This is a genomic window from Synechococcus sp. R55.7 (assembly GCF_047461955.1).
Taxonomy (GTDB): Bacteria; Cyanobacteriota; Cyanobacteriia; order Thermostichales; family Thermostichaceae; genus Thermostichus.
Genome location: NZ_JANSIC010000117.1, coordinates 6,254 through 8,595, shown reverse-complemented (window position 1 = coordinate 8,595; position 2,342 = coordinate 6,254). Strand labels below are relative to the sequence as shown.

The following is a 2,342-nucleotide window of genomic DNA, read 5'->3' as shown; positions in this document are numbered from 1 at the left end:
CTGACCAAGGGATCCCCCAGCTTGGAGGGGAGCGACAAAAGTCCAGGAGATCTAGGCTACCACCGGATGCTGTCGATGACTTGCCGCAAGATCTGGGCCGAGCGGTGCAGCTGCTTGCGCTCGCTCTCGGTGAGGGACATGGCCAGCGTGCGTTCCACCCCCTGCCGCCCGACCACTCTGGGCAAGCTGAGACAGACCTCTGGCAGATCGTACTCCCCTTGGGTGAGGCTGCTCACGGTTAAAACGCGGTGTTGATCCCGCAGCAGGGCTTGGACAATTTGCGTCACCCCTAACCCGATGGCGTAGCTGGTGGCCCCTTTGCGACGGATGATCTCGTAGGCAGCGTTGCGCACCTGCTCGAAGATATCCCCCAAATAGGCGGGATCCCAGTCCGGCGAGAGTTCCCCAATCGGGGTGCCGGCGATGTTCACCTTGCTCCAAACGGCCACCTCGCTATCTCCATGTTCGCCGATGATGTAGGCGTGCAGGCTACGCGGATCCACCCCCAGGCGCTCCGCCAAAAGGTACCGGAAGCGGGCTGTGTCCAAAACCGTCCCCGACCCGATCACCTGCCCTGCCGGCAACCCCGACAACTTCAGGGAAACGTAAGTCATGATGTCAACGGGATTGCTCACCACCAAGAGGAGTGTGTCAGGGCAATGGGCCATCAAGGCCGGGATCAAGCCTTTGAAGATCTCGACGTTGCGCTGCACCAAATCCAAACGGGTTTCTCCAGGCCGCTGCTTAGCCCCTGCCGTTAAAATCACCACGTCTGATCCGGCACAATCCGCCAGCTCCCCTGCCCGTATCCGCGTCGGCTCCACAAAGGGGATCCCGTGCACCAGATCCATCACTTCCCCTTCCAGCTTGTTGCGGTCGATGTCGTGAAGGACCAGCTCATCCAGAGTGTTCTGGATTACCATCGAGTAGGCACAGGCCATGCCTACCTGGCCGGCGCCGATGATGGATCCCTTCAAAAGGCGGCGAGAAGTCAGCCCCTCGACCTGCTGCTGGGAGCGCTGCTTGGGTTGGTGCTTAGAAACAGTCATGGCTGCAGCCGCTACTCTTCGTTCTCCAGCTTAAGCCTGCCTAGAGGAAGAAAAAAACAGGCTACCGCTCTCCAGAAGAACTGGAAAGGCGAGAAGAGGCAGGATCGGTTGCCGCAGCGGACTGGATCCATCTGAAACAATAAAAACAATAAATAGCCCTCTAACCTTCAACAGTCCTCAACCCGGCTGCTGGGTTAGCCGCTGCCAAAGCTGCGGAGGAATGCGCTCGTGAGGACACTTTAGGGACTGAATCTGAGCTAAATCTTCCGGCATGTAGTGCAAGGCTACCCGCGCTGCCGAATCCAAAAGGCTGCGCCGTCGTCGGTTACATTGCTCCGCTTCTCCCAGAAACACGTCCAGCCAGCCATCTCGCTCTTGGTAGCGAATCCTCAAAGCAGAGAGAGAAGGCAGAGCAGAGGAAACTTCTTTGCGGTAGAGCCGAAAGCCCTGCTCCAGACTCCAGCCCAACCACCACTGAGGCGCCAATTGCCCCAACTGCCTACACCACACCCCCGCCTGAACCTGTTGCCATGCCATGCTTGCCACTCCGCAGCTTGTTCTCCTGAGAAGACTTAACTGCAAATCTTTAGCAATTGCTACTTGGGTAAGCACTCTACCAGACTCCTCAAGCTTAATGCAAGTCTTTATCAAAGAGGATCCCTACTTTGCCGGCACGCTATTGAAAGCTAATCTCAATAGAGCTATGCTGTTACTCGGTTGAGTGGTGGAGTTGTATCCATCAGTCTTCCTCTCTTGCCTTGGATGCATCGGGGATCCCACGCCCGCGGAATTAGCCATCCTGGGTCTGGCAGGGATCCCTTTTCCAGGGCTAGCTGAGGTTCTTTCTAATGAGAGCAGTTCTAACTAATAGGAGCCTGGTTCCTTCCCAAGCGTGTCGATGTACGGGTAGAACAAGTTCGGGAGCCAGAAGCGGTTTAACCTTGAAAACGGCGACGCATAGCCCTTCACGTCGGCAGGACAGGCTTTTTAATAATTCTTTTAATTAACCTCAAGAGTTGCTTCAAAGAATATCCCCTCCGGAGCACCCAAAAGCCCGTGCCAGCCCGGGGATCTTTTGTATCGAGAGACACACAAACTCCCCCAACAATTCCATAGGATGACCGTAGAATGGCAGAGACAGCGTGAATTCATAGCTGTTTTTTTCGGCTTGCCCTCCCCGTTGCCCGAGCGTCTACTGGGTGTTCCTAGCCTATGGTTGAAAGGGGGACTGCTGGGCCAGACCAGGCTGGCAGCGTTTATGATGCGCTGACGCGGGCCGATCTGTGGAATCCC

The 2,342-nt window shown here is 56.3% G+C and carries 2 protein-coding genes; both read right to left on the bottom strand.

The window, feature by feature from the left end; genetic code table 11:
• Window positions 1-56: 56 nt before the first annotated feature.
• Window positions 57-977 (bottom strand): L-lactate dehydrogenase, encoded by a 921-nt coding sequence (locus NW820_RS07700; RefSeq protein ID WP_011433746.1) that lies wholly within the window; start codon window positions 975-977, stop codon window positions 57-59.
• 249 nt (window positions 978-1,226) lie between these two features.
• On the bottom strand, window positions 1,227-1,586 hold the full coding sequence (locus NW820_RS07695; RefSeq protein WP_414407149.1) for a hypothetical protein: 360 nt from the start codon (window positions 1,584-1,586) through the stop codon (window positions 1,227-1,229).
• Between the last annotated feature and the right edge of the window lie 756 nt (window positions 1,587-2,342).